The sequence below is a fragment of the Pseudomonas sp. SDO5591_S426 genome (assembly GCF_054070755.1).
Genome location: NZ_JBSVXD010000414.1, coordinates 1 through 842 on the forward strand (window position 1 = coordinate 1; position 842 = coordinate 842).

Here is an 842-nt window from a genome sequence, read left to right on the forward strand (position 1 = left end):
TACTGGGAGTGGGAAAAGTCCGGCAAGGCTGCCCGATGTATCCGTCATTGGGCGTCCTTTGCGCAGATGGACACGCGGTATCGCTGGGACGACCACGGTGGTGTCGTCCTCAGACACGCCGATGGCAGCGAAGAGGTTTACCTCCACGACTCGCAGGCACGGTTGGTGCGCCGGGTCGCCGCCGATGGCGGTGAGCAGCGCAAGGCCTACGACGCGCAGGGCCGTTTGCTCGCCGAACAGGACGCCCTCGGCGCGATCACCGAATACCGCTACGACGAGCTCGGACGGCTGATCGCGCTGATTCCGCCTGAGGACGAGCCGACGTCCTACGAGTACCGCAACGGTTTCCTGCATGCGCGTTATCGCGGTAAGGCCAAGTGGACCTACAAACGCAACGCCCAAGGTGATGTGACCTGGCTGATCGACCCGGACGGGCAAAGCACCTATCACGAGTACGACGGACAAGGGCGCTTGCTGGCGATCCGTTACCCGGACCACAGCCGCCATGTGTTCGAGTGGAACGACCTCGGCCAGTTGCTCGGCGAAACCCTGCCCGACGGTGGGCGACGGCAGTTTTCTTACGACGCGTTGGGACGGTTGTTGACCCGTGAGGATGAATTCGGCGGGGTCAGCCATTACCAATGGGACGCCGTCGGCCGCCTGTTGCAGACAATCGCGCCGGGCGGCGCCAGTCGCAGCTTCAGCTACAACGCCTACGGCCGGATCACCGCTGAAACCGATGAATTGGGGCGGGTCACGCGTTTTGAGTACGCCGACGACCTGCACCTGGTCAGCCGACGGATCAACCCCGACGGCAGCGAACTGAAGTACCGCTACGACCA

At 63.5% G+C, this 842-nt stretch carries 1 pseudogene; it reads left to right on the forward strand.

The window, feature by feature from the left end:
- Positions 1-842, forward strand: a pseudogene (locus ACW9JC_RS30365) (hypothetical protein); the annotation flags it as partial.